At 65.0% G+C, this 26,551-nt stretch carries 15 protein-coding genes; 11 read left to right on the top strand and 4 right to left on the bottom strand.

The features are described from left to right. Nucleotides 1-5: 5 nt before the first annotated feature. Nucleotides 6-1,742: a type I secretion system permease/ATPase gene (locus QSV36_RS15040; protein WP_289132805.1), complete on the bottom strand. Its 1,737-nt coding sequence runs from the start codon at nt 1,740-1,742 to the stop codon at nt 6-8. Nucleotides 1,743-2,292: 550 nt separating this feature from the next. Between QSV36_RS15040 and QSV36_RS15035 the strand changes: the two genes are divergently transcribed. Next, the gene (locus tag QSV36_RS15035) at nt 2,293-13,386 is read left to right on the top strand and encodes a peroxidase family protein (protein WP_289132803.1); all 11,094 of its coding nucleotides are present in this window, start codon (nt 2,293-2,295) and stop codon (nt 13,384-13,386) included. A 213-nt stretch (nt 13,387-13,599) separates the two neighbouring features. Next, nucleotides 13,600-14,088, top strand: a complete 489-nt coding sequence (locus QSV36_RS15030) for an isochorismatase family protein (RefSeq protein ID WP_289132800.1) — start codon at nt 13,600-13,602, stop codon at nt 14,086-14,088. Between the two features lie 58 nt (nt 14,089-14,146). Here QSV36_RS15030 and QSV36_RS15025 read toward each other — a convergent pair whose 3' ends face one another. After that, nucleotides 14,147-14,845: a pirin family protein gene (locus QSV36_RS15025; protein ID WP_039613351.1), complete on the bottom strand. Its 699-nt coding sequence runs from the start codon at nt 14,843-14,845 to the stop codon at nt 14,147-14,149. 220 nt (nt 14,846-15,065) lie between these two features. On the opposite strand from QSV36_RS15025, the gene QSV36_RS15020 reads away from it, so the two are divergent. Further along, nucleotides 15,066-17,537: a UvrD-helicase domain-containing protein gene (locus QSV36_RS15020; RefSeq protein WP_289132795.1), complete on the top strand. Its 2,472-nt coding sequence runs from the start codon at nt 15,066-15,068 to the stop codon at nt 17,535-17,537. Between the two features lie 3 nt (nt 17,538-17,540). Here the strand turns inward: QSV36_RS15020 and QSV36_RS15015 are convergent, their stop codons facing one another. Beyond that, nucleotides 17,541-17,720, bottom strand: coding sequence for a hypothetical protein (locus QSV36_RS15015; RefSeq protein WP_289132793.1), 180 nt, complete (start codon nt 17,718-17,720; stop codon nt 17,541-17,543). Nucleotides 17,721-18,258: 538 nt separating this feature from the next. Here QSV36_RS15015 and QSV36_RS15010 point away from each other — a divergent pair. The 3 genes from QSV36_RS15010 (at nt 18,259) to QSV36_RS15000 (ending at nt 21,529) form a co-directional block, all read left to right on the top strand. Then, nucleotides 18,259-19,185 (top strand): alpha/beta fold hydrolase, encoded by a 927-nt coding sequence (locus tag QSV36_RS15010; RefSeq protein ID WP_289132790.1) that lies wholly within the window; start codon nt 18,259-18,261, stop codon nt 19,183-19,185. A gap of 72 nt (nt 19,186-19,257) precedes the next feature. After that, nucleotides 19,258-19,668, top strand: a complete 411-nt coding sequence (locus QSV36_RS15005) for a VOC family protein (protein WP_289132788.1) — start codon at nt 19,258-19,260, stop codon at nt 19,666-19,668. Between the two features lie 181 nt (nt 19,669-19,849). Continuing rightward, the gene (locus QSV36_RS15000; RefSeq protein WP_289132785.1) at nt 19,850-21,529 is read left to right on the top strand and encodes an MFS transporter; all 1,680 of its coding nucleotides are present in this window, start codon (nt 19,850-19,852) and stop codon (nt 21,527-21,529) included. A gap of 80 nt (nt 21,530-21,609) precedes the next feature. Here QSV36_RS15000 and QSV36_RS14995 read toward each other — a convergent pair whose 3' ends face one another. Continuing rightward, entirely contained in the window at nt 21,610-22,179 is a 570-nt protein-coding gene (locus QSV36_RS14995; protein WP_289132782.1) for a hypothetical protein, read from the bottom strand. Between the two features lie 115 nt (nt 22,180-22,294). On the opposite strand from QSV36_RS14995, the gene QSV36_RS14990 reads away from it, so the two are divergent. Genes QSV36_RS14990 through QSV36_RS14970 form a run of 5 tightly spaced genes read left to right on the top strand, consistent with a single transcriptional unit; the run spans nt 22,295 to nt 26,549 of the window. Then, a complete protein-coding gene (locus QSV36_RS14990) occupies nt 22,295-22,972 on the top strand; it encodes a thermostable hemolysin (RefSeq protein ID WP_186689921.1) in 678 nt (225 codons plus the stop codon). Then, nucleotides 22,962-24,422, top strand: coding sequence for an AMP-binding protein (locus QSV36_RS14985; RefSeq protein ID WP_289132779.1), 1,461 nt, complete (start codon nt 22,962-22,964; stop codon nt 24,420-24,422). The genes QSV36_RS14990 and QSV36_RS14985 overlap by 11 nt, the downstream gene beginning before the upstream one ends. Before the next feature lie 15 nt (nt 24,423-24,437). Further along, a complete protein-coding gene (locus QSV36_RS14980) occupies nt 24,438-25,118 on the top strand; it encodes an iron-containing redox enzyme family protein (protein WP_289132776.1) in 681 nt (226 codons plus the stop codon). Next, entirely contained in the window at nt 25,105-25,911 is an 807-nt protein-coding gene (locus tag QSV36_RS14975; RefSeq protein ID WP_289132773.1) for an SDR family oxidoreductase, read from the top strand. The genes QSV36_RS14980 and QSV36_RS14975 overlap by 14 nt, the downstream gene beginning before the upstream one ends. Further along, complete coding sequence (locus QSV36_RS14970) at nt 25,908-26,549, top strand: tetratricopeptide repeat protein (RefSeq protein ID WP_289132770.1); 642 nt, start codon at nt 25,908-25,910, stop codon at nt 26,547-26,549. The genes QSV36_RS14975 and QSV36_RS14970 overlap by 4 nt, the downstream gene beginning before the upstream one ends. The last annotated feature ends 2 nt before the right edge of the window (nt 26,550-26,551 follow it).

Raw genomic sequence — 26,551 nt, 5'->3', positions numbered from 1 at the left:
GTCGGTTACTCCCGTACTTTTACCGAGGCCAGCGGCGCAGCGCTCCCCGCCGGGATCACGCTGGCCTTGCGCAACGCCGCGAACACTTCATCGCGGCTGCCGAGCATGTGCACGGCACCGTCACGTAGCATCAGCACCTTGTCGACCGCGCACAGCACGTTGGGCCGGTGGGATATCAGGATCACGGTAGCCCCGCGCGCCTTGAGCTCGGCCAGCGCATCGACCAGGGCTTTCTCGCCGACGTCGTCGAGGTTGGCGTTGGGCTCGTCCAGCACCACCAGGTTCGGTTCACCGTACAGCGCACGGGCCAGGGCGATGCGTTGCTTCTGGCCGCCGGACAATGGCGTGCCATCGGCCGCCAGGCGGGTGTCGTAGCCCTGCGGGAAGCGCAGGATCATGTCGTGCACGCCGCTGCTGCGGGCCGCGCGGATGACCGCGTCGCTGTCCACCTCGGCAAAGCGGGCGATGTTCTCGGCGATGGTGCCCTCGAACAGCTCCACGTCCTGCGGCAGGTAGCCAAGCCAGGGGCCCAGCTCGGCCTTGTTCCAGGTGAATATGTCGGCGCCGTCCAGGCGCACCTTGCCGGCCTGGGCCGGCCACACGCCGACCAGCAGGCGGGCGAGGGTGGACTTGCCGGAAGCCGACGGGCCGATGACGCCGAGGCTTTCACCCGGGGTCAGGCTGAAGCTCACCCCACGTACGATGGGGTTGTTGGTCCCGGGGGCACCGGCGATCACGTTTTCCACGGCAAGCATGCCCAGCGGGCGCTGCAGTGACATGCTCGGTGGCCGCTGTGGGTAGTCGTGCAGCAGCTCGTTCAGCCGACCCCAGGCCGACCGGCAGCCGAGCAACTGTTTCCACGAGGCGATCACTTGTTCCACTGGCCCCAGGGCACGGCCGGTGAGGATCGAGCAGGCAATCATCATGCCGGGGGTGATCTTGCCTTCGATCGCCAGCAGCGCGCCGGTACCGAGGATGACCGATTGCAAGGTGATGCGCACGAAACGCCCGGTGCTGCTGATCAGTGCCGCGCGGTCGGAGGCCAGCGTCTGCATCTGCAGGATGCGCAGGTGGCCTTGGTACCAGCGCTTGCCGATCGCCGGCAGCATGCCCATGGCTTCGATCACTTCGGCATTGCGCAGGTTGTTGTTGGCGTAGCTGGCCGATGACAGGGCCGCCTGGTTGGCTTCGGCCAAGGGTTTTTGCGTGGCTTTCTCGGTGAGGTAGGCCAGGCCCACCAGGATCAGCGAGCCGACCAGCGTGACCAGCCCCAGCAGCGGATGGATCAGGTAGCTGACCAGCAGGTAGATCGGCGTCCACGGCGCATCGAAGAAGGCGAACAGGCCGTTGCCGGTGAGAAACTGGCGCACCTGGGCGAGGTCCTGCAGGGCCTGCGCCGGGTTACCGCCAGCACGGCTCAGGTTGCGCTCGAAGGCGGCGCTGAAGATACGCCGGTTGAGGTCCATGTCGAGGCCGTTGCCCACGCGGATCAATACGCGGGTACGGACCATCTCCAGCGCCGACATCAGCAGGAACAGGCCGATCACCAGCAGCGTGAGCATGCTCAAGGTGGTGACGTTGCGGCTGACCAGGGCACGGTCATACACCTGCAACATATAAATAGATGGCGTCAACATCATGACGTTTATCACGCCGCTGAACGCGGCGAGGGCGAAAAAGCTGCGTCGCAGGTGAAACAACACCTCTGCGAGCTCGGAGCGGGTGCGTGGCGACTTGTGCATCAGCGGCCTCCCTTTATCACAAAACGGGAAGGCCGTTGCGGCGCCCCGTACAGCGGTAGTCATGGCTTCTGGTCGGCTCGCAGGCGGTTCGCTCCAGGGGCGAAATGGTCCAGAATGCTGCGTTGCTCCCACATGCTGGAGCGTAGGTTGCGACGAAACATTCAGTAATATCGTTTCGCTCTATAAATACATTGAACTTTTTATAAGTGCCATAAAAACAGCTAGTTGCAACGAATTATCATTGCGCGGCGAATTTATTGACGAAATATTGACAACGTTCTGTTCTGCGACTTTAGTCTGATGTATTCGGACCCCCTTGCGAGCTGGGGTCGATGCGTGTGCGTTACAGCTGTATCGCACCGTTTACACGGTTCCCGCTTCCTGAGGGAGCCGGCTTGCCGGCGATGAGGCCAGTGGCGATAGCACGACCGTAGTGCCCAACTGCCCCCAGAACCCCGAACCAGAAACTGCGCACGTCAATACTGACTGGGCGCGGGAAGGACCCTGTTGCCCTGTGTGTCATCTCCCGACAGATCGAGGGCAATTCGAAATGGCCAATTTCAGCAAGTCGGACCTGGAATTCATCCTGCAACAGATCTTCATTGCCGAAGCCCACGCCGATGGCGCCAGCCTGATCGACCTGCTGCCCAACAGCCAGGTACCGTTCGGCCTGCGTACCGTGGACGGCAGTTACAACAACCTGGTGACCGGGCAAAGCGAGTTCGGCGCTGCTGACAACTCGTTCCTGCGCCTGCTCAGCCCTTCCTTCACCGGTGGTTATGCCGGCAGCGGTACGGTCGTCGATTCGCAGCCGCGGACCATCAGCAACCTCATTGTCGACCAGACAGCCAACAACCCCGCCGCCGTCGAAGCCAATGGTGGCGCCGCCCCGGTAATCAGCCCCGGCATCGATGGGGTGTTCGGCACCGCTGACGACACCCAGGTGTTCTTCATCCCCAACGTGTCGCCCGATGTCGGCCTGACCGCCGGTTTCAACGCCTGGATGACCTTCTTTGGCCAGTTCTTCGACCATGGCCTGGACCTGGTGACCAAGAGCAGCACCGACATCGTGTTCATTCCGCTGCAGCCGGACGACCCGCTGTTCGATCCCAACAGCCCGACCAACTTCATGGTGCTGCCGCGCGCCGTCCGCACCGCCGGTGCCGACGGCGTGGTCGGCACCGCCGACGACGGCCAGACCAACACCACCTCACCGTTCGTCGACCAGAGCCAGACCTACAGCTCGCACCCCTCGCACCAGGTGTTCCTGCGCGAATACACGCTGAACGCGGCCGGCGACCCGGTGGCGACCGGGCGGCTGCTCACCAACCGCGACCTCGGTGCCGATGGCCTGTTCGGTACCAGCGACGATGGCAGCGGCGAAAGCGGCGGCATGGCCACTTGGGCGGTAGTCAAGGCCCAGGCCCGCGACCTGCTCGGCATCAACCTGACCGACGCCGACGTGCACAGCGTGCCGCTGCTGGCCACCGACCCCTACGGCAACTTCCTGCGCGGGCCTAACGGCATGCCACAGGTGGTGATGCGCGTGAGCAATGGCGCCGACGGCATCGCCGGCACCGCCGACGACGTCACCACGCTGGTCGAAGGCAACCGCGCCGCACCGATCAGTCTGGCCAATGCGGTGAGCACCGGGCATGGTTTCCTCGACGACATCGCCCACAATGCCGCGCCGGTGGTGGTGGGCGGGGTGCTGCAGGCCGATGCCGACACCGCCGTCGGCAACGCGCAGCCGGTGGGGCCGGGTGGCGCCAACCTGACCTATGACAACGAACTGCTCGACGCCCACTACATTGCCGGTGACGGGCGGGTGAACGAGAACATCGGCCTGACCGCCGTGCACCATGTGTTCCACTCCGAGCACAACCGCCTGGTGCAGCAGACCAAGGACACCCTGCTGGCCGCTGGCGACCTGGCGTTCCTCAACCAGTGGTTGATCGACGATGTCACTGCCATCCCTACCACGCCCGCCGAGATCGCCGCGCTGGTATGGGATGGCGAGCGGCTGTTCCAGGCTGCCAAGTTCGGCACCGAGATGCAGTACCAGCACCTGGTATTCGAAGAGTTCGCCCGCACCATCCAGCCGCAGATCGACGAGTTCCTCGCCCCCAACGGCTACGACACCTCGATCAACCCGGCCATCCTCGCCGAGTTTGCCCACGTGGTGTACCGCTTCGGCCACTCGATGCTGACCGAAACCGTCGACCGCTTCGACCCGGCGTTCAACCCGGTATCCGCCGACCCGAACAACCCCGACCAGCAGCTTGGCCTCATCGCCGCCTTCCTCAACCCACTGGCCTTTGCCGGCAGCGGGGCCACCGCCGATGAAGCGGCCGGCGCGATCATTCGTGGCGTTACCCGGCAACTGGGTAACGAGATCGACGAATTCGTCACCGAGGCGCTGCGCAACAACCTGCTTGGCCTGCCGCTGGACCTGCCGGCACTGAACATCGCCCGTGGCCGCGACACCGGTATCCCCACCCTGAACGAGGCGCGCCGTGAGTTCTATGCGATGACCGGCGACAGCCAGCTCAAGCCGTACATCAGCTGGGTCGACTTCGCCGACCACCTCAAGCACCCGGCGTCGCTGATCAACTTCATCGCGGCCTACGGCACCCACAGCACCATCACCGGGGCCACCACCGAAGCCGCCAAGCGCGCCGCTGCGGTGGCCCTGGTGCTCGGTGGTGACGGCGCGCCAGCCGACCGCCTGGACTTCCTCAACGGCACAGGTGCGTATGCCAACGTGACGCTGCCCGGCGCGGACGGCATCGCCGGCACCGCCGATGACATCAGCGGCGTGACCGTGACCGGTGTCGATGCCATCGACTTCTGGGTCGGCGGCCTGGCCGAGCAGAAAATGCCGTTTGGCGGCATGCTTGGCTCCAGTTTCAACTTCGTCTTTGAAACGCAGCTGGAAGCCCTGCAGAACGGCGACCGTTTCTACTACCTGTCGCGCACGGCGGGCCTCAACTTCGGCACGGAACTGGAGAACAACTCCTTCGCCAAGCTGATCATGCTCAACTCCGACGTGACTCACCTGTCCAACACCGTGTTCCTCACCCCAACGTTCACCCTCGAGGTGAACCAGGCCAACCAGTTCACCGGCCTGGGCGCCGATGGCCGGGCCGACCCGACCGGTGGGATCCAGATCAACGGGGTAGAGGTCGTACCGCTGGTGATCCGCGATAACCCGGATACCGTGGGCCCCGACAGCAACTTCCTGCACTACACCGGTGAAGATCATGTGGTGCTGGGCGGTACCGCCGGCAACGACATCATCATTTCCGGTGAAGGCGACGATACCGTCTACGGTGATGCCGGCAACGACACCCTTGAAGGCGGCGCAGGTAATGACGCGGTGCTGGGTGGCGCCGGTGACGACATCATCACCGACTCGTTCGGCGACAACCGCCTGGAAGGTAACGATGGCAACGACGTGATCGTCGCCGGCAGCATGCTGGCAGCCGGCAACCTGATCCTCGGCGGCAATGGCCAGGACTTCATCGTCACCACCGAAGACATCACCACCACCTTCGGTGGCCAGGGCGATGACTTCATTCTTGGCGCCAAGACCAACCTGCCACCTACCGGCAACGAGGGCGATGACTGGATCGAGAAGGGGACGCAGGACGGCGCCCCGGGCGACAACTTCGCGCCGCTGCTGGGTGACGAAGTGGTCGGCAACGATATCTTCGTTGGCGGCGGTGGCTTCGACGAGATGATCGGCGAGGGTGGCGACGACATCTTCGTCGGCAGTGACGCTCAGGACAAGATGGACGGCATGTCCGGTTTCGACTGGGTCACCAACAAGAATGACCAGGTTGGCGTCACGGTCGACCTGACCCTGGCCGCCCTGGCCCAGCCCCATGGCAACGCACCGAACCAGAACGCCGGCGTATTCAGCCCGGTCGGCGCCTCGCCGGCCTCCATCCTCGACCGCTTTGCCGAGGTCGAGGGCGTGTCCGGTTCGAACTTCGCCGATGTGCTCAAGGGCGACAACGTCGATGCCGTGACCATCCTCAACCATGGTGGAGCCACCGGCAGTGCCTTGACCAATGTTGCGTTGATTCGCGGCCTGCAGCAGTTCCTGGCCGATGCCGGGTTGCCGACCACCGGCTTTGCCACCGGCAACATCATGCTCGGCGGCAATGGCAGCGACCTGATCGAAGGCCGTGGCGGTGATGACCTGATCGACGGCGACAAGTGGCTAAACGTGCGCATCGCCGTGTATGCCGCGGATGACGTCAATCACACCGGCCCCGAGATCGCCAGCTTCGACAGCATGGTCGACATGATCCCGTTCATGCTCGACCGCACCTACAACCCTGGCCAGCTCAAGGCCGTGCGCGAGATCCTGCCTGGCAGTTCAACGGGTGGCGCGGCCTTCGACACCGCGGTGTTCTCCGGGGTGCAGAGCGAGTACACGGTGACGCAGAACACCAAAGGTACGCTGGACACTGCCGATGACGTGTGGACGGTGACCGACAATGTGGCGGGTCGCGATGGTGTGGATACCTTGCTGCACATCGAACGCCTGCAGTTCGCCGACAGCCAGCGGGTGCTGGTGGAAGGGTTGAACGCACAACCGGTCGGCAGCCCGGCCATCACCGACGGTAACGGCGGCGCGATCACCGTGGGCGATATTCTCACGGTCAACGTCGCCGGCGTGCTGGATGCCGACAACATCAGCGCCGCCAACCCGCAGGGCACCTTGGCCGATCGTTCGGTGTCGTACTACTGGCAGTTCGAGGCCACCCCGGGCAGCGGCGTGTTCGAGGACATCATCCTGCTGCCGGCCGGCGACCTGGCGTTCCAGAGCGCCGACGGTACCTCGTTCAAGGTGTCGCCGGACCTGGCCGGGCTGAGCCTGCGGGTCAAGGCGATCTACCAGGATGCCCATGGCACCACCGAAGTGCTGTTCTCCCAGCCCACTGCCGTGGTGCAGCCGGGCGCGCCTGTGGTACCGACACCGGCCACGCCGGTGGTGGATGCCACCGATGGCGGGGCCGGCCTGCACATGGTGCGTTCCGACCTCAACTTCATCCTGGCCCAGATCAAGATCGCCGAGGCCGATGCTGCCGGGGCAGACCTGCTCTCGCTGCTGCCCAACGTCCGGGCGCCGCTGGGCCTGCGGGCGGTCGACGGTTCGAACAACAACCTGATGAACCTCAACGGCATCAACAATACCCAGTTCGGTGCCGCCGACAACGTCTTCCCGCGCGTGACCGACCCGGTGTTCAACCCGGCCGAAGGCGCACCGGCCGGCTTCTTCGGCCCCGGTTCGCCGGCCATTCCGGGTTCGTCGTACCAGCAGACCAGCGGCCCGGTGTTCGATTCGCAGCCGCGCACCATCAGCAACCTGATCGTCGACCAGACCTCCAACAACCCGGCGGCCTATGCCACGGCGTACGACCCCGGCGCGGACGGCGTGCTCAACTTCGGCGCGCCTGGCAATGACGACGTGCTCAAGGATGGCGTGCGCATCGTCGCCAGCCCGGGCCTGGACGGCCAGTTCGGCACTGCCGACGACCATGACGTGTACCTGTTCGAGAACACTGCCGCCGATGCTGGCTTGTCCGCGCCGTTCAACGCCTGGATGACCTTCTTCGGGCAATTCTTCGACCATGGCCTGGACCTGGTGACCAAGGGCGGTTCGGGAACCATCTACATTCCGCTGCAGCCGGATGACCCGCTGTACGTGGAAGGTGGTTTCACCAACTTCATGGTGGTCACCCGGGCCACTAACCTGCCCGGTGCGGACGGCGTGCTTGGCACGGCCGACGATATTCACGAGCACACCAATACCACCACGCCGTTCGTCGACCAGAACCAGACCTACAGCTCGCACCCGTCGCACCAGGTGTTCCTGCGTGCCTACGTGCTGACCGACAACGGGCCTGTCGCCACCGGCCGCCTGATCACCAACCGGGACCTGGGTGCCGATGGCCGGTATGGTACTGCTGACGATACCGAGATCGGCGGCATGGCCACCTGGAAAGTGGTCAAGGCCCAGGCCCGCGATGTACTCGGTATCAACCTGACCGACGCCGACGTCGATAACGTGCCGCTGCTGGCAACCGACGCCTATGGCAACTTCATCAAGGGCCCCAATGGCTACCCGATGGTGATCATGAAGGGCGCCGACGGCATTGCCGGTACGGCCGACGACCAGCAGGTCGAAGGCAACCCGGCCGCGCCGCTCGACCTGACCAACGCGGTGCGTACCGGGCATCAGTTCCTCGCCGATATCGCCCACAATGCCGTGCCGGTATTCAACGCCGGGGTGCTGGCGCCGGATGCCGACAGCGTTGCGGGCAACGCCGTGCCGGTGAACCCGCAGACCGGTGCCAACCTGGCCTACGACAACGAGCTGCTCGATGCCCACTACATCGCCGGCGACGGCCGGGTCAACGAGAACATCGGCCTGACCGCCGTGCATGCGATCTTCCACGCCGAGCACAACCGGCTGGTGGCGCAGACCATGGACACCGTGCTCGATTCCGGCGACCTGGCGTTCCTCAACGAGTGGCTGCTCAACCCGTTGACTGCGCTGCCGGCCAGCCAGGCGGAAATCGACGCGCTGGTGTGGAATGGCGAGCGGTTGTTCCAGGCGGCCAAGTTCGGTACCGAGATGCAGTACCAGCACCTGGTGTTCGAGGAGTTCGCCCGCACCGTGCAACCACGGGTCGACCTGTTCTTTGCCCCGACCCAGGTGTACGACGTCGACCTCGATGCATCGATCGTGGCCGAGTTCGCCCACACCGTGTACCGCTTTGGCCACTCGATGCTGACCGAGACCGTCGACCGCTTCGATATCGACTTCAACGTCATCCAGGACCCGGCCAGTGCCAACCCCGACCAGCAACTGGGCCTGATCGCGGCGTTCCTCAACCCACTGGCGTATGCCGCCAGTGGCGTCACCCCCGAGGATGCCACCAGCGCCATCGTGCGCGGGGTCACCCGCCAGGCCGGTAATGAAATCGACGAGTTCGTCACCGAGGCGCTGCGCAACAACCTGCTCGGCCTGCCGCTGGACCTGCCGGCGATCAACATCGCCCGTGGCCGCGACGTTGGCATCCCTTCGCTGAATGCCGTGCGTCGCGACATCTACGCGCAGACCGGCGACACCCAGCTCAAGCCGTACACCAGCTGGGTCGACCTGGTGCAGCACCTGAAGCATCCGGAGTCGCTGATCAACTTCATTGCCGCCTACGGCACCCACAGCACCATAACCGGCGCCACCACGTTGCTGGAGAAACGCGCGGCAGCCATGGCCCTGGTGTTCGGTGGCGACGGCGCGCCAGCCGATCGCCTGGACTTCCTCAACAGCACTGGCGCCTATGCCAACGTCACCTTGCCGGGCAAGGATGGCGTACTGGGCACCGTCGATGACCTGCGCGCGGTCACCGTGACCGGGGTCGATGCCATCGACCTGTGGATCGGCGGCCTGGCCGAAGCCAAGACCCCGTTCGGTGGCATGCTCGGCACCACCTTCAACTTCGTGTTCGAGAACCAGCTGGAGAAACTGCAGGATGGCGACCGCTTCTATTACCTGGAGCGCACCGCCGGCCTGTCGATGAACGCCGAGCTGGAAAGCAACTCGTTCGCCAAGCTGATCATGGCCAACACCTCGGCCACCCACTTGCCGGCGCTGGTATTCTCGGACCCTGGCTTCTACCTGGAAGTTGACCAGAGCAAGCAGTTCAACGAAGGCCTGGGCAATGTCGACCCACTGGGCGAAAACGGTGAGCAGGTGGTGTTCCGCGACAGCCCGCTGACGGCAGGCCCGGACACCAACTACATCCGTTATGCCGGTGCAGAGCACATCGTACTGGGTGGCACCGAGGGTAACGACATCCTGGTGTCCAGCGAGGGTGACGACACGGTCTGGGGCGATGGCGGCAACGACCGCATCGAGGGTGGCGACGGCAACGACCAGCTGCGTGGTGGTGCCGGCGACGACATCATCAGCGACATGGGCGGTGACGACAATATCCAGGGCGGCGACGGCAACGATGTGCTGCACGGTGGTAATGGCGTCAACCTGATCATCGGCGGTTTCGGCAATGACTTCATCGTCACCGGTGAGGACGCCTCCGAAGCCATTGGCGGTCAGGGCAACGACTTTATCCTTGGCAGCAAGGCCAACGAGCAGGACATGGGCAACGAAGGCGATGACTGGATCGAGAAGGGCACCTCGGACGGTGCGCCTGGCGACAACTTCGACCCGCTCGGCAATGACCCGATCATCGGCAACGACGTGTTCATCGGTGGCAACGAGAACGACAAGTTCAACGGTGAAGGCGGCGACGACATCATGGTCGGCAGCCTGGGCTTCGGTGACCGCTACATCGGTGGCTCCGGCTATGACTGGGCGACCTTCAAGGGCCTGGCCCAGGGCGTGACCATCGACTACAGCGACCGCTTCTTCGATGTGCCGCCGGTACCCGGCTCGGGCGCTTCGGCACTGGTGCGCTTCGATATCATGGAAGGCCTGTCCGGATCGGCGCATGGCGACTTCCTGCGCGGTGACAACGAAGACGCTGCCAGCCTGCCGACCAACGGCGCCACCGGCAGCGTGCTGACCAACATCGGCCTGATCAACGGCCTGTCCGGCCTGCTGGCTGCCGGGGCGACGTTCTACGATGGTGGCAACATCATCCTCGGCGGCAGCGGCAGCGACCTGATCGAAGGCCGTGGCGGCGACGATATCCTCGACGGTGACAAGTGGCTGAACGTGCGCATCAGCGTGCGCGCCAACAGCGACGGAACCGGCCCGGAAATCGCCAGCTACGACAGCATGGAGCCGATGGTGCCGCTGATGCTCAATGGCACCTACAACCCGGGCCAGCTGGTGATCGTGCGGGAAATCCTCAACGGCACCGACAGCTATGACACGGCGGTGTTCTCGGGGGTGGCCAGTGACTACAGCGTGGTGGTCGATGGCAATGCGGTGATCGTTACCGACCTGGTAGCCGGGCGTGACGGCGTCGACCGCCTGACCGGCATCGAGCGCCTGCAGTTCTCGGACAGCTCGCAGGCTTCCGGGGTGGGCACTGCCGTCAACGCCGGCCCGACCGGCCACCTGGCAATCCTTGACGCTGCCACCGGCCTGCGCAATGACACCTCGGTCAGTGGCCAGTTGCTGCGGGTGAGCAACCTGGCGGTGCACGATGCCGACAACGTCGGTGCAGGCAACGCCAGCGGTGCCGTCAACGGCGCGATGGCGTACTACTGGCAAGTCGAGCGCCTGCCGGGTTCCGGGGTATACGAAGACATCACCTTCGTCGCCGCCGGCGAGGTTTCCCGGGCGATTGGCAGCACCTATCGGGTGACTGACGATGTGGCCGGCCTGAACATCCGCGTACGCGGGGTGTACCAGGATGCCAAGGGCACGCTGGAAATCGTCGATTCGGCGCCGAACAGCGCACCGAGCGCCGGGCCGACCGTGACCGGGCTGCTGGTGCAGAACCAGACCCTCACCGCCAACCCGGCAACCATCGTCGATGCCGACGGCCTGAGCAACCCGCAGTTCACCTTCCAGTGGCAGTCCAACCGGGGGCTCGGCTGGGTCAATATTGCTGGCGCCATCAGTAGTACGCTGGTCCTGACACAGGATCAGGTGGGGCAGAACATAAGGGTGGTGGTCAGCTACGTGGATGATATCGGGGTGCATGAAAGCATCGCTTCCGACATCCTCGACCCGGTGGCCAATGTCAACGATGCACCTACTGGCGCGGTGCTGATCAGCGATACCACGCCAGCCCTTGGGCAGACGCTGACCGCACTGACCGGCAGCATTGCCGACCTCGACGGGCTGGGTGCGTTCAGCTTCCAATGGCAGCAAGGTATTGGCGGCATCTTCAGCGACATCGTCGGTGCCACTGCGTCCACCTTCACGCCGGGTCTTGACCAGGGTGGCCAGCAATTGCAGGTGATCGTGCGCTACACCGATGGCTTCGGCGCGCAGGAGTCGCTCACGTCGGCGGCAACGGCGCCAGTGCCAGCATTGACGCTGGTCGGTACCAACGGTCCGGATGTCCTGCTCGGCAGTGCGGGTAATGACGTGATTTCCGGCCTGGACGGTGCCGACCTGTTGTTTGGCGGCCTAGGCAACGACATCCTCAACGGCGGGCTTGGCGCCGACACCATGACCGGCGGCGGCGGCAATGACACCTTCGTGGTCGACAACGTCGGCGACCGGGTAATCGAAGCGCTTAACGGCGGTGTCGACCTGGTGCAGACCAGCCTGGCCAGCTACACCCTGGGTGCCAACGTCGAAAACCTTACCTTTACCGGTGTGGGCAATTTCATCGGTGGCGGTAACGGGCTGGATAACATCATCACCGGCGGCGCTGGCAATGACCTGCTCAACGGCGCTGCAGGTGCCGACCGCCTGGTCGGTGGTTCAGGCAACGACACCTACGTGGTCGATAACGCCGGCGACGCGGTGGTCGAGGCTGCGGGGGGCGGTACGGATACCGTGCGTACCACGCTGGCCAGCTACAACCTGGGTGCCAACGTCGAAAACCTGGTCTATACCGGGGCAGGTAACTTCGTCGGCGGCGGTAACACGCTGGACAACATCATCACCGGTGGCGCTGGCAACGACCTGCTCAATGGCGGTGCGGGTGCGGACCGCCTGGTAGGTGGTCTCGGCGACGACACCTATGTAGTGGATAACGCTGGGGATGGGCTGATCGAGGCTGCGGGTGGCGGCACGGATACCGTGCGTACCACGCTGGCCAGCTACCGCATGTCCGGCAACATCGAAAACCTGACCTTTACCGGGGTGGGTAACTTCAACGGTACCGGTAACACGCTGGACAACACCATCAGAGGAGGCGCTGGCAACGACTTGCTCAATGGTGGCGCGGGTGCCGACCGCCTGGTGGGCGGTCTCGGTGATGACACCTATGTGGTGGATAACGCCGGGGATGGGTTGATCGAGGTCGTGGGGGGCGGAACGGATACCGTGCTTACAACGCTGACCAGCTACCGCATGTCCGGCAACATCGAAAACCTGACCTTTACCGGGGTGGGTAACTTCAACGGTACCGGTAACACGCTGGACAACATCATCAGAGGCGGGGCTGGCAATGACGTGCTCACTGGTGGAGCGGGTAACGACCAACTGCTCGGTGGCATCGGTAACGATACCCTCAACGGTGGCGACGACAACGACAGCCTCGACGGCGGTCTTGGCAATGACACTCTCAACGGTGGCGCAGGCAATGACACGCTGTTTGGTGGTGATGGCAACGACATCCTCTCGGGTGGTAGCGGCAGTGACTTCCTCAACGGTGCGGTTGGCGATGATACGGTCAACGGCGGGGCAGGCGATGACACGATGATGGCTACGGATGGCAATGATGTCTTCCAGTTCGCCGCAGGTTTCGGTAACGACCTGATCATCAACTTCGACAGCAATGCGGTCGGCGGCCAGGACCGGCTGGACATCACAGCCTTCAACATCACCGCGGCCACCTTTGCCGCCAACGTCACCATCGCCGATGTCGGCGACGATACGCTGGTCAGCATCGGTGCCAACGACTCTATTCGCCTGGTGGGAGTGGCGGATGCAACCACAGTGACTGCGGCGGACTTCAACCTGTCGGTGTGAGGAACCGAGAGACAAGCTGCTGGCTTGAAATGCACGGGCTGCCGGGCAGCCCGTCGCGGCACAAGGCCGCTGCTGCAAGCGTTCGCGTAGCGCCTGCAACAGCGGCCTTGTGTCGTGACGGGCCGCGCCCGGGGCCGCGCCGGCTCAACCCCAGCGCCAGCGCAAGGCGATCACGCTATACTCCGCGCCTTTTGCCCCTGCCGGAATCCGCCCATGCGCCAGGTTTTGCTCATCGTCGATGTCCAGTCCACCTTCAGTCCGCCCGAGTGGCTGGTCGATGGCCTGCGCCGGTTATCGGCGAACATACCTACCATTGCTTCGGTCGAACTGCACGACGAACAGGTCACCCCGTTCGAGCGCCAACTCGGCTGGCATCCGGCGGCCGACGACGAAAGCCTGGTCGAGGCCGACCAGGTATTCGTCAAGCATGGTTACGGGCAGAGCGCCGAGGCTATCGCGTACATCCGCGAACTGGGCGTCGAGCGCGTGCTGGTGTGTGGGCTGCAGACCGAGACCTGTGTGCTGGCCGCCGGTTTCGCCCTGTTCGATGCGGGGTTGATGCCCACCCTGGTCACCGACATGACCGTCGGCTCATCGCTGGACCGGTCGGGCAAGCTGGGCATCGAGCTGTGGAAGCATCACTTCCGCCAGGTCACGACTTGCGCCGAGGTGCTTGCGGAACTGGCTGCGCACGGCCAGTAAAAAATCGTCACTGGCCTGCGCGGGGCTGTTGCAGCAGCGGCCTTGCGTCGCGAAGGGCTCAGGCCACATCCACCAGCACGATCTCGCTGTCCTCGATGGCGGTCACCCGCAGCACTTCCTCCTGCTCGATCGCCACGCCATCGCGCGCCTTGGCGCGCAGTCCGTTGACCTCCACCAGCCCCTTGGCCGGCACCAGGTAGCCCCGGCGCGCGGCATCGAAGCGGTACTCGGCGGTTTCACCCGCACGCAGGGTGGCGGCCACCAGGCGGGCATCGGTACGGATCTGCAGGCTGTCCTCGTCACCCGGGCGGCCGCTGGCCAGGGTCACGAAGCCTTCGCCGCGTTCACCTTTGGGAAACGGCCGGGTGCCCCACTGCGGTGCTTCACCGGTGCGCTCCGGTACGATCCAGATCTGGAAGATGCGCGTATCGACGTCTTCCAGGTTGTATTCGCTGTGTACGATGCCGGTACCGGCGCTCATCACCTGGACGTCACCGGCCTCGGTACGGCCCTTGTTACCCAGGCTGTCCTGGTGGCTGATCGCGCCTTCACGCACATAAGTGATGATTTCCATGTCGCGGTGCGGGTGCGGTGGGAAGCCGCTGCCGGCAGCGATCAGGTCGTCGTTCCAGACCCGCAGGTTGCCCCAGTGCATGCGCGCCGGGTCGTAGTACTCGGCAAACGAGAAGTGGTGGTGGGCATCGAGCCAGCCGTGGTTGGCGTGGCCGAGGCTTTCGAAGGGGCGAAGTTGCAGCATGGTCGTGCTCCTTGAATCAGTGGAATGGGGCCATGATGCGCCAAATATAGATCGAAAATAAGCGTAAATATCGGCTTAAATTGATCAGTTAACTAGATGTAAAAGATGGCGTAGTTTGCCCGCTTCATCGCCTAATCCACTGATCTGCAAGCATTCACTGGCGATTTTCCGTCGATGCGGCGAACATGCCCGCTGATTTTGCTTTTTCACCGGAGTGACCGTGGCCCACGAGCAGACCCAGGCCCCAGCCGACCTTACCCCACCTGCCCAGTTACCCTGGTTTCGCCGCCTGGCAGCGCGCCTGCTGGGCCGCGGCCTGACCGGCCTGGGTGCCCAGCACCGCGATTCATGGTTCCTCGGCCATGTCAGCGGCCAGCGTAGCGGCCACGCCGAGGGCATGCGTGAGGGCTTCGAGCGCGGCCGGGTGGAGGGCTATGAGGCCGGGCGCCAGGTGCTGGTCATCCGCGATACCCGCCCCGACGTTGCCGCCGTGCCGGGCCAGGACGACAACCTGTTCGATGACTGGCGCCTGCCGTTGACTGCCGAGCTGAAAAAACGCTTCAAGGCCGATGTCGCCCAGCGCCTGCCCGCGTCGGCCCAGCCCAGTGCCGCGCAGTGGAAGCTGATTTTCAGCGACACGCCCTCCACCTGTGTGGTCGCCGGGGCCGGGGCGGGCAAGTCGACCTCGCTGGTCCTGCGCATCCTGCTGTTGCGCCATTACCTGGGCTACGAGCTGGATGCGATGACCGTGGTCACCTTCACCCGCGAGTCGCGCAAGGACTTCATCAAGCGCCTGCTGCAGGTCTGCGCCCTGTGGCAGGTCGACCTGCAGCCGGCGCAAGCGCGCGAGCTGGTGCGCACCTTCCATTCGCGCATCCTGCCGCTGGTACGCAGCCTGCCGGGCTTGGCCCAGGTACGAGCGTTCGAAACGCTGGGCAACGAGATGCCCGCCGGGCGCGAAGCCGATGCCGAGAGCAACCCGTTCGACCTGCGCCTGAACGACGCCCAGCGCCAGCAACTGAACCAGTGCTACAGCAACTTGCTGGGTAGCAGCCCGCGTTTCGCCGAGCTGGTCGGCCTGCTGAGAAGCGAAGCCCTGCAACTGAAGCCGCTGGACCCCAACAACCCCGAAGTGCAGAAGCGCGCGCAGGTGACCCAGCTGGCCGCCCAGCGTGACGAAGAACTGTGTGACGTGATCGAAGACCTGTGGTTCGCCGCCGGCGCCTGGCCGATCAAGGGAATCGAGCCCTGTCGCGAGACGGTCGCGATCCGTGGCAGCCAGTTCCATGTGCATGGCCGTCTGGCTGGCCACGGGCCGCTGGTGGTGCTGGGCTTCGACCCGGCAGAAAGCGCCCAGTACCAGCGCCCCGGCGCCAAGCTGGCGGTGCGGGCCGAATGGGCGGTCAAACGTACCCTGTTGCAGGCATTCTGCGACCGGCCGCTGATCTGGCTCGACAACTATGCCATGGCCCGGCGCCTGGCCGCTTCGCTGGCCGGTGATGCGGTGGCCGGCCCCGGCTTCGAATACAAGGTCAAGGGCGAGCTGGCCCCCGCACCGCTGCTGGATGCCTTCGTCGGCGCCGCCAACTTCATCGAGAACCTCGGCCTGGAAGTCAACCCTGCCGTGGCGGCGATGAGCTTTCCGCCAGGCGACAGCGACGCGTTGTTCTTCGAAGCCCTGGCCCTGTACTGGAAGGCCCTGGAGGCGCACCTGCTGGACCAGTCGCCACCGGTCATGAGCTACAACCGGATGTTCGCCCTGTTCGGCGAGAACAACCCGGAAAACCTGCGGCTGCTGCCCGACGCCTTGCTGCGGCCGCTGGCGCACCTGATGATCGACGAGTTCCAGGACGTATCACCGCAGATCGTCAGCTGGCTGCGCGCCAGCCTCGCCGAGATTCGCCGGCGCGGCCCGGCCATGTACAACGGGCGCAATGCCCGGCATTCATCGCTGTTGTGCGTGGGTGACGACTGGCAGTCGATCTATGGTTGGCGCGGCAGTTCGCCCACCTACTTCATGGAGTTCACCAAGGCCTTCCCGTCGCCGGCTCATACGCGGGTGATGCTGGTCGACAACTACCGTTGCCAGCAGCAGGTGATCGATGCTGCCGAGCACCTGGTCAAGGGCACCCCGGCGATTGCCGGGAAGAAAGCCAGGGCCAGTGGCCCGGCGGCGGAACTGCCCGGCTCGCCGGTCAAGGTGTTCGACCGTGACGAGGCCGCTTTGGGGGAAACGTTGATCGAGCACTACCAGCGTGGCGAGACGGTCATGATGCTGTACCGCAAGGGCAGCGACAGGGCGCTGATGAACGAGCACCTGCACAGCGTGCTGCAAGCCGAGGCAGCGCTGCCGGCCGAGCAGCGCCGCCTGCGCCAGCTGACCTACCACAGTGCCAAGGGCTTGCAGGCCGACGCCGTGTTCATGCTGGGCGACTGCCAGTACCTGACCTGTTCGCCGTACAAGAATCAGGTGTATCGCCAGGCTGGGCTGGGCAAGCCCGGTGATGCGCAACCGTTCGACACGGCGCAGAAGGAAGAGGTACAGCGCCTGGCCTACGTGGCGGTGACCCGTGCGGTACAGCACTGTTACTGGCATGTCGAAGCTGCCAACGGTGAAGCCGCGACAGCCCCGCGCGCCTCGAGCCAGGTGGATGGTCGGCAGGCCTTCTTCGAAGACCTGCGCGGGCAGTGAGGGTCAGTGCCTCGGGTTGGGGTCTTGCTGGGCAGTCAGGCGCAGGTACAGGGCGTCTTCCTCTGCCTGGCGGCTGTTGCCCAGGCGTGAAAGCGCGGCGTTGTACCGCTGGCTGTCAAGCTCGAGACGGGGGAGTACGCCTGTGGCATCTGGCACCGCGTCGGGCAGCACTTCGTTCAACACTTCGCGTACCGGTGCGTCCAGGGTTGTGACCGCCTCGTTCTCCGGGTCAAGGCAATATTCCAGGTACTCGATACCGCGGTATCAGCGTTCATCCAGTGCTGCGAAGCGCTGGCCGTAACGCCGCCTGAGGAAGCGCCGCCAGCTTGGTTGGGCGGCGATCCAGGCCTGACGCGTGGCGGGTTGGCCTGGCTACTTTCGCGATAGGCCAACAGCAAGGTGCTGAAGCCATCGGCTCCGGCATCATGCGTTGGCTGGCAAGCAGGGCGCTGACGTGATGGCGGGCAAGCTGCCGTGGCCAGTGAGGCAAGGTGCGATCGAGCTGACGCAGGTGGAACGGCGTCGTGGATGTCATGATGGGTTGCTCCTCAAGTGGGAAGGCGCCATTGCATGACAGGCAGGTCGCGAAAGAGTGGTAGATAACTACTCGACCCGTGTCGGTATCGCCTATGCCAGGGTCGGGCAGGTATCAATGCCGGGCAGGGCATCGGGCCAAGGTAGGGCGTCGCCGTCTTGCCAGGCCTTAGACAGGAAGCTACCCATGCGCGCATCAACGACACCCAGGGACCACTTGCTGGACCACAACGGCATCGAAATAGCAGTCCGCTGCTGGGGCCCGGAGGACGGTATACCGGTGCTGGCCCTGCATGGCTGGCTGGACAATGCCGCCTCGTTCGAGCGCCTGGCGCCGATGCTCGATGGTTGCTTCGTGGTGGCCCCCGACCTGGTCGGCCACGGCCGCTCCGATCATCGCCGCCACGACAGTGGGTATTACCTGTGGGAGCATGCCGAGGACATGCTGGCGGTGGCCGAAAGCCTGGGCCTGGGGCAGTTTCATGTGCTGGCCCATGGCATGGGCAGCGGTGTGGCATCGCTGCTGGCGGCCATGACCAGCGGTATCGTCAGCATGACCTTCCTCGACGGCATGGGGGCACCGTTCACGGTGGCCGAGGATGACCGCGTCGAACATCTGGCCCGGGCCTACCGGCTCAAGCGCATGGTCCAGCGCAGCCAGCTGCAGGGCTTTGCCGAGGCGGACGTGTGCCGCTTCGAAGACCTGGACAGCGCGCTGGAGCAACGTCGCGAACGCCTGGACACCGAACTGTCGGAGGAGGCGGCACGCCTGCTGGCGCTGCGCGACCTGCTGCAGTTGGGTGATGGTTATTGCTGGCGCCACGACCCGCGCCTGGTACTGCCCGAACCCATGCCGCTGACCGAGCGCGAGGCCTGTGAGCTGCTCAGTCAGATCCGCTGCCCGCTTTACCTGCTGTTCGGCCGTCAGGGGGCATTCACCGGTGAGGCCTTTGCCCGGCGCCAGGCAGCCTTGCCTGGCCACGCCAAGGTGTCGTGGCACCCGGGCGGGCACCACTTCCATCTGGATTCCCCGGACCGGGCGCTGGTCGACCAGCTGCTGCGAATCCTGGCCCGCCATGAAGGCGGCGTGCTGCAACGCCTGGTGAACGAATAGCGGCAGGCGCGCCGCTAGGCTATCGTGCTGATCGTTGACTACAGGAAGCCGACTGCCACAAGGAGCCCCGGCATGCGCCCGTTCGCCATCAAGCACATCGACCACCTCGTTCTGCGGGTCAGCGACCTGCCGCGCAGCATTGCGTTCTACACCGAGCTGCTCGGCTGCACGGTCAGCCGCGTGCGCGAAGACCTGGGCATGGTCCACCTGGCCACCGGCACGGCGATGATCGACCTGGTCAGCCTCGACGGCCCGCTGGGCCAGCAGGGTGGCGCGGCACCGGGGGCCGAGGGGCGCAACCTGCACCATTTCTGCCTGCGCATCGAGCCGTTCGACGAGCCGGCGCTGAGGGCGTACCTGCAGGCTGCGGGGGTTTCAGTGGCGCCCGCGGAAAAACGCTACGGCGCTGAAGGCGAAGGGCCGTCGCTGTACTGCTACGACCCGGATGGCAACCAGGTCGAGTTGAAAGGGCCCGTGTCGTAGCAACGGCCAGGAGTGGATATCCCGCCAAAGCCTATTATGCTTCAGATACCTTGCTGCGATCCGAGGCGGCCTGCCTCGTCGTGCTTCGCATAACCAAAGCAAGCCCCCAGGGCCTGGGTGCGACGGTGAAACAGCGGATGAGGTGCTCCCGGCCTGCATGACGACAAGACGGAGGCACCCCATGGCGGTTCTCGACAGCACATCCACGGGCAGTAGTGCGCCCCAACGCGGTATCACCCGGGACGAACGCAAGGTCATCTTTGCCTCGTCCCTGGGCACGGTGTTCGAATGGTACGACTTCTACTTGTACGGCTCACTGGCGGCGATCATCGCCAAGCATTTCTTCGCCGGCGTCAATGAGACCACCTCGTTCATCTTCGCCCTGCTGGCGTTTGCCGCCGGCTTTGCCGTGCGGCCGTTCGGCGCCATCGTGTTCGGCCGCCTGGGCGACATGATCGGGCGCAAGTACACCTTCCTCATCACCATCGTGATCATGGGCCTGTCGACGGCGGTGGTCGGCCTGCTACCCAGCTACGCCACCATCGGCGTGGCGGCACCGATCATCCTGATCAGCCTGCGCCTGCTGCAGGGGTTGGCCCTGGGTGGCGAATACGGCGGTGCGGCCACTTATGTGGCGGAGCATGCGCCAAAGGGGCGGCGCGGCTTCTTCACCGCCTGGATCCAGACCACTGCCACCCTCGGGCTGTTCCTGTCGCTGCTGGTGATCATGGCCTGCCGCACGGCCATGGGTACCGAGGTGTTCGAGGCCTGGGGCTGGCGTGTGCCGTTCCTGCTGTCGATTCTGCTGCTGGCGATTTCGGTGTACATCCGCCTGCAGCTCAACGAGTCGCCGGTGTTCATGAAGATGAAGGCCGAGGGCAAGGCGTCCAAGGCCCCGCTCACCGAGTCGTTCGCCCGCTGGGACAACCTCAAGGTCGTGATCATGGCGCTGCTGGGTGGCACTGCCGGGCAGGCGGTGGTGTGGTATACCGGGCAGTTCTACGCGCTGTTCTTCCTGCTGCAGATGCTCAAGATCGAGCCACAGACCGCCAACCTGCTGATTGCCGGCTCGCTGCTGATCGGCACGCCGTTCTTCATCTTTTTCGGCAGCCTGTCCGACCGCATCGGGCGCAAGAAGATCATCATGGCCGGCTGTATCATCGCGGCGCTGACCTACTTCCCGATCTTCAAGGCGCTGACCCAGTACGGCAACCCGGACGTGTTCGTCGCCCAGGAGCAGAACCCGGTGGTAGTGGTAGCCGACCCAGGCCAGTGCGCGTTCCAGTTCGACCCGGTGGGCAAGGCCAAATTCACCAGTTCGTGCGATATCGCCAAGAGCCTGCTGGCCAAACGGGCCATCCCTTATACCAACGAAGCGGCCGAGCCGGGCAGCGTGGCGCAGATCCGCATTGGCGAGCGGGTCCTGCCCAGCTTTGATGGCAGCAGCCTGGCAGCGGCGGACTTCAAGGCGCAGAGCGAGGCCTTCACCGCCACCCTGAGCGGCGCGTTGAAAGAGGCGGGCTACCCGGAAAAGGCCGACCCGGCGAAGATCCACTACCCGATGGTGCTGTTACTGCTGACGCTGCTGGTGATCTACGTGACCATGGTCTACGGGCCGATCGCCGCCTGGCTGGTAGAGCTGTTCCCGGCGCGTATCCGCTACACCTCGATGTCACTGCCTTATCACATCGGCAACGGCTGGTTCGGCGGCTTCCTGCCGACCGTGGCGTTTGCCATGGTGGCGGCGACCGGTGATATCTATTACGGCTTGTGGTACCCGATCGTGATTGCGGTAATGACGGCGGTGCTGGGTATCTTCTTCATGCCGGAGACCAAGGACCGGGAAATCCATCACGCCTGAGGGGCGCGCTTGTGCTGGCCCATTCGCGGGTTCACCTGCGAACGGGCCAGCACCGGCAGCCGAGCAGTCCCGGCAGTTCATCAATCGAAGTACCCGCGCAAACCAAAGGCATACCCGGTATCCACGCCCACCGCCTCACCCCGGCTCCAGCGCTTCTTCAGCACGAACTCGAACGCCGGCTCATAGAGCCCGTCGCGCACCAGTGCGCCCGCCAGCACCTCGACGTCATACCAGCCATTGTCCAGCTCGATGATCGGGCGCCCCGGCACCTGGTAGCGCGCCAACAGGTCGCCCAGTGTCTTGGGGGTGAAATGCTGCAGGATGCGCCAGGTGTACAGCAGCAGTGCCCCGTGTTCGACCCGCAGCACATAGCCATTGCGGCGGTGCTTGAGGCGGCTGCCGGGTTCACGCAGGGCCGGGGTGTGCTGGTCGAGGGTGAACAGAATGCGGTAGGGCAGGTTGTCGACCCCGGCCAGCGGCAGCACGATGCCCTCGCGCACCGCCTGGTCGCCGCTGTCGCCGTGGGTGAATGCATGGGCCAGGTCGTCGGGCAGTTGCTGTTCCAGCTTGAAGCGCTCGAGCAGCTGGATATCGCCAAGCAGAAAATAGTCGACCAGGTCGTTGAGCACTTCGCTGAATTCGTGGCGCATCTTTCTGTTGTTCCTTGTGGGTGCGCTTGTGGACCCTGGCAAATGTAGCACTTCAGATTGGCTTCAGATTCGCCGCCGATACTCCCCCTCGACACCTACCTTGAAGGGGACAGCCATGACCCAGGCAGACAGCCCCAGCCTGTTTCCGCTGGCGATCGGTAGCCACGGCGACCGGCTCGCCCATTTGAGCCTGAAACTCCCGGGTGAGCCAGGGCGCGACGAGCTGGAGCAGTTCATTCACGCCCGCTTTGCCTGCGCCCACCATGCCGATGTGCAGCATTACCTGCCCGAACTGCTCGGCCTGCACGACAGCCACGGGCGCTTGATGGCCGCCGTGGGTATCCGCCTGGCCAGCACCGGCCCGACCTTTATCGAGCGTTACCTGGATGAGCCGCTGGAGGTCGCCGTGACCCGGCTGGCGGCCAACCCGGTGAGCCGTGCGCAGTTGGTCGAAGTGGGGAACCTGGCGGCGCTCAGCGCCGGCAGCGCGCGGATCATGATCATCGCCGTGACCTGGTTGCTGGCTACCCGTGGCTTGCAATGGGTGGCCTTTACTGGCGCCGCGACCCTGGTCAACAGCTTTCATCGCCTGGGCCTGGTGCCTACGGCATTGGCCATGGCCGATCCTGGTCGGCTGAATGGCGACGCCGACAGCTGGGGCAGTTACTACGCGCAGCACCCGCAGGTGTTCGTCGGCAGCATCGGCTATGGTCATGCAGCCCTGGCCCGCGGCGGTGTGTACGAACGACTGGGGTTGCCCAGCAGCGTGCCGGAGGCTGGCCATGCCGCATGAATGCCAGCTGTTCAAGGAAGTGCTGCAACTGCATGCCCGCCACCGGGGGGCGCAACCGGCGCTGCTGGGGGCTGCCGAGCGCTTCACCTATGGCCAGTTGCTGGATGAGGTCGAACAACGCCAGGCCTGGCTGAGCGCGCAGCCGCCGGGCACTTTCGTCCTGGCCCTGGAAAACGGGCCACAAGCGCTGCTCTGGGACCTGGCTGCGCTGTTCGCGGCGCGCCCCATCGTCATCCTCCCGGCGTTCTTCAGCAGTGCCCAGCGCCGCCATTGCCTGGCCCAGAGTGGCGCGGTGCTGGCACTGGCCGACGAGGCTTTCGCAGACGATCTGCACGCCTGCGGCTTCAGTGCCGGCGAGCGCTTCTGGAGGCGCCCGCCGAGCGCGGGCGTGGACTTGCCAGCGGGCACTGCAAAGATCACCTACACCTCCGGCAGCACCGGGGCACCCAAGGGGGTGTGCCTGAGTGCCGAGGCCATATTGCGGGTCGCCCGCGAGCTCGAGGCCGCCAGCCGCCCGACAGCACCGACCAGGTACCTGGCGGTGTTGCCGCTGGCGGTGCTGCTGGAAAACCTCGGCCTGTACGCGGCCCTGCTGGCGGGTGCGAGCATCGCCCTGTACCCCCAGGCGCAGCTGGGATTTCGTGGCGCCAGCCAGGTTGATTTCAAGCAGCTGCTGGGTGCCATCGCCGTAAGTGGCGCCGAAAGCCTGATCCTGGTGCCACAGTTGCTGCTCGGCCTGGTCACGGCCATCGAGCGTGGCCTGATGCGGGTAGGCCCGTTGCGCTTCGTGGCGGTAGGCGGGGCACGGGTAGCGCCCAGCCTGCTGGCCCGCGCCGAGGCGGTCGGGCTCCCGGTGTTCGAAGGTTACGGCTTGTCCGAATGCGCCTCGGTGGTATGCCTCAACCGCCCCGGTGAGCGGCGCCCGGGCAGTGTCGGGCGACCACTGCCGCATGTGCGGGTACGGATTGCCGACGATGGCGAGGTGCAGGTGGCCGGCTCGGCATTGCTCGGCTACCTGGGTGAGCCAGCGTTCAACGCACCCTGGTTGTCGACCGGTGACCTCGGGCACTTCGACAGCGACGGCTTCCTCTACCTGGCCGGGCGCAAGAAGCACCAGTACAGCACCAGCTTCGGGCGCAACGTCAACCCCGAGTGGGTCGAGGCCGAGCTGACCCAGGGTGGGGTGATCGCCCAGGCCTTCGTCTACGGCGAGGGCCTGGCACACAACCTGGCGCTGCTCTGGCCACTGGACCCGCACGCCGACGACCACACGCTCGAGCAAGCCGTGCGCCAGGCCAACGCCGGGCTGCCGGACTACGCCCGGGTGCATGCCTGGCGGCGCCTGCCCGAACCCTTGAACGCCGCCGGGCAAACCCTGACCGCCAACGGCCGGCCACGCCGCGAACAGATCCTGCGGCGTTACCACGCCTTGTTAACCGACCTTCAATGACCTGCGAGGTTTGCCATGCTTTTCTTCGATAGGCTGCAACAGGAAACCGCCGATGAGCGTACGGCGTTGTTCAGCGTTCCGGTGATCCGCGACGCGCTGGCCGGCAAGGCCAGCCTTGAGGCCTATGTGGCGTTTCTGGCCCAGGCCTACCACCATGTGCGGCATACCGTGCCGCTGATGATGGCTTGCGGGGCACGTTTGCCGACGCGGCTGGAGTGGCTGCGTGGTGCGGTGTGCGAGTACATCGAGGATGAATACGGCCATGAGCGCTGGATTCTCGATGACATCGCTGCCTGTGGTGGCGACCCGCTGCAGGTGGCGAATAGCCGTCCGGCATTGCCGATCGAGCTGATGGTGGCGTTTCTCTACGATCAGATCGCCCGTGGCAACCCGGTCGGGCTGTTCGGCATGGTCAACGTCCTCGAAGGCACCAGCATTGCCCTCGCGACCCAAGCCGCCGGGACCTTGCAGAGCAGCCTTGGCCTGCCGGATCAGGCGTTCAGCTACCTCAGTTCCCACGGCGCCCTGGACCAGGACCATATGGCCACTTACCGTGGCCTGATGAACCGCCTGGAGGCAAGCGAGGATCATCAGGCGGTGATTCATGCCGCTAAAGTGGTGTATCGGCTGTACACCGCCATGTTCGAAGGGCTGCCGCGTGCCACGCAGCAGGAGGCCCAGCATGCGCCTGCCTGATTGTGTGGCGGTGCTCACCGGTGCCAGCGGCGGCATCGGCCTGGCGCTGGCAGACCAGTTGTGCAGTGCCGGCGCGCGGGTGCTGGCGGTCAGCCGACAGAAGGGCAGGCTGGTCGAGCTGATGGCACGCTACCCGCAGCAGCTGTATTGGCGGCAAGCCGATCTGCGCAGCACTGAAGGCCGCCGCGAGGTGCTGGAAGCGGCCCGGGCCATGGGTTACTGCAACCTGTTGATCAATGCCGCCGGGGTCAACCGCTTCGCCTTGCTCGAACAGCTGGACGAAGCCGCCCTGGACGAGCTGTTCGACCTCAACGTCAAGGCCGCCATCCAGCTGACCCGCCTGTGTCTGCCGCTGCTGCGCGAACAACCCAGTGCCCTGGTGGTGAACGTGGGTTCGATCTACGGCTCGATCGGTTACCCCGGCTATGCCACCTACTGTGCCAGCAAGTTTGCCCTGCGCGGCTTTTCCGAAGCACTGCGCCGGGAACTGGCTGACACCTCGGTGAGCGTGCTGTACGCGGCGCCGCGTACCACCCGCACGGCGATGAACAGCAGTGCCGCGCAGGCCCTCAACCAGGCCTTGAAAGTGGGCGTCGACGACCCGCAGGACGTGGCCCGGGCAGTGCTCGCCGCGGTACAGGCCGAGCGTAGCGAACTGTACCTGGGCTGGCCGGAAAAGCTCTTCGTGCGCCTCAACGGCATGTTGCCGGGCGTGGTCGACCGCGCCCTGCGCAAGCAATTGCCGCTGATCCGCCGCTACAGCACCTGGCACAACAAGGAGTCGAGCAAATGAAACGTCTGTTACTGGCCAGCCTGCTGGCCGTCGCCCCGTTCACCTGGGCCCTTGACCAGAACGCTACCCAGCAGCTGAATGCCATCCAGCAGCGCTGGGCGGTGATTCGCTATCAGTTGCCAGAAGCCCAGCGTGCCAGCGCGTTCGAGGCCCTGGCGGTGCAGTCGGCCGCGCTGGTGCGCCAGCACCCGGGCGCGGCCGAACCGCTGATCTGGGATGGCATCGTCAACAGCAGCTGGGCCGGTGCCACGGGCGGGCTGGGGGCGCTGGGCAAGGTCAAGGCCGCGCGCGCCAGCCTGGAGCAGGCCCTGGCCGTCGACCCCAAGGCGCTGCAAGGCTCGGCCTATACCAGCCTCGGCGCGCTGTACGACCAGGTGCCGGGCTGGCCGCTGAGCTTCGGCGACCCGGCCAAGGCCGAAGCCATGCTGCGCCAGGCGCTGGCAATCAACCCCGACGGCATCGACAGCAACTATTTCTGGGCTGACCACCTGTACCGGCTGAAGCGCTATGGCGAAGCGCGCGCCGCCCTGCAAAAGGCCTTGCAGGCACCGCCCCGGCCCGGACGCGAGTTGGCTGACCAGGGCCGACGCGGTGAAATCGATGCTTTACTCAAAGCGATCAAGGACAAACAGGATTGAGC

Origin of the sequence: Pseudomonas sp. BCRC 81390, assembly GCF_030341915.1 — a bacterium.
Lineage (GTDB): Bacteria > Pseudomonadota > Gammaproteobacteria > Pseudomonadales > Pseudomonadaceae > Aquipseudomonas.
This window is presented reverse-complemented; position numbering and strand designations above follow the sequence as displayed.

Coding starts and splice junctions, on each gene's coding strand:
- QSV36_RS15040 (WP_289132805.1), bottom strand. CDS start 1,742: ATGCACAAGTCGCCACGCACCCGCTCCGAGCTCGCAGAGGTGTTGTTT.
- QSV36_RS15035 (WP_289132803.1), top strand. CDS start 2,293: ATGGCCAATTTCAGCAAGTCGGACCTGGAATTCATCCTGCAACAGATC.
- QSV36_RS15030 (WP_289132800.1), top strand. CDS start 13,600: ATGCGCCAGGTTTTGCTCATCGTCGATGTCCAGTCCACCTTCAGTCCG.
- QSV36_RS15025 (WP_039613351.1), bottom strand. CDS start 14,845: ATGCTGCAACTTCGCCCCTTCGAAAGCCTCGGCCACGCCAACCACGGC.
- QSV36_RS15010 (WP_289132790.1), top strand. CDS start 18,259: ATGCGCGCATCAACGACACCCAGGGACCACTTGCTGGACCACAACGGC.
- QSV36_RS15005 (WP_289132788.1), top strand. CDS start 19,258: ATGCGCCCGTTCGCCATCAAGCACATCGACCACCTCGTTCTGCGGGTC.
- QSV36_RS15000 (WP_289132785.1), top strand. CDS start 19,850: ATGGCGGTTCTCGACAGCACATCCACGGGCAGTAGTGCGCCCCAACGC.
- QSV36_RS14995 (WP_289132782.1), bottom strand. CDS start 22,179: ATGCGCCACGAATTCAGCGAAGTGCTCAACGACCTGGTCGACTATTTT.
- QSV36_RS14990 (WP_186689921.1), top strand. CDS start 22,295: ATGACCCAGGCAGACAGCCCCAGCCTGTTTCCGCTGGCGATCGGTAGC.
- QSV36_RS14985 (WP_289132779.1), top strand. CDS start 22,962: ATGCCGCATGAATGCCAGCTGTTCAAGGAAGTGCTGCAACTGCATGCC.
- QSV36_RS14980 (WP_289132776.1), top strand. CDS start 24,438: ATGCTTTTCTTCGATAGGCTGCAACAGGAAACCGCCGATGAGCGTACG.
- QSV36_RS14975 (WP_289132773.1), top strand. CDS start 25,105: ATGCGCCTGCCTGATTGTGTGGCGGTGCTCACCGGTGCCAGCGGCGGC.
- QSV36_RS14970 (WP_289132770.1), top strand. CDS start 25,908: ATGAAACGTCTGTTACTGGCCAGCCTGCTGGCCGTCGCCCCGTTCACC.